Origin of the sequence: Dietzia sp. UCD-THP, assembly GCF_000349585.1 — a bacterium.
Lineage (GTDB): Bacteria > Actinomycetota > Actinomycetes > Mycobacteriales > Mycobacteriaceae > Dietzia > Dietzia natronolimnaea_A.
In genome coordinates this window covers 2,068-2,637 of the sequence record NZ_KB714670.1, presented here as the reverse complement: position 1 = coordinate 2,637, position 570 = coordinate 2,068, and the positions used below count along the sequence as shown (strand labels likewise).

At 64.6% G+C, this 570-nt stretch carries 1 protein-coding gene; it reads right to left on the bottom strand.

The window, feature by feature from the left end:
- A partial coding sequence (locus H483_RS37775; protein WP_017838608.1) for a site-specific integrase occupies positions 1–522 on the bottom strand: 522 nt, incomplete at its 3' end.
- Positions 523–570 lie beyond the last annotated feature (48 nt).

Below are 570 nucleotides of genomic sequence, written 5' to 3'. Positions count from 1 at the left end.
GGACGAATGCCCGAGGACGGTCGAGACGACCTTCATGGACGAACCAGAGGCCAGCATCAGGGACGCTGCCGCGTGGCGCAGGTCGTGAAATCGCACAGGCGGCAGATCGGCCTTGAATGCCTGGCGCTGGAACTCCTTCAGGAGCCACGAGGGATCGAGGTCTGTCCCGTCCTCGCGCACGAACACTCGGGAGGTGTGGGAGTGGGCAGGCCCCCAGGCGAGACGATCAGCATTCGTGCGAGCGCGATGGGCCTTGAGGACTTCCACACCCTCCTTGCCGATGGCGACGACGCGACCTGACGCGCTGGACTTGGGCGAGTCCTCCTGAACCTTGCCCACGACGTTGACTAGCTGGCGCTCAATCGTGATCGTTCCCGCGTCCATGTCCACGTCTGCCCAACGAAGGCCGCACACTTCCCCTCGCCTCATGCCCGTGTGCGCAGCGACGTAGAAAAGCGCGTAGAGCCGGTGCTGTTCGACGTGATCGAGGAAGGTCCCAAGGTGGTCCCCTCGCCACACCATGACGCTGCTCGGACGCTTCGCCTTACGACGTGCGAGGGAGGGTGTGGA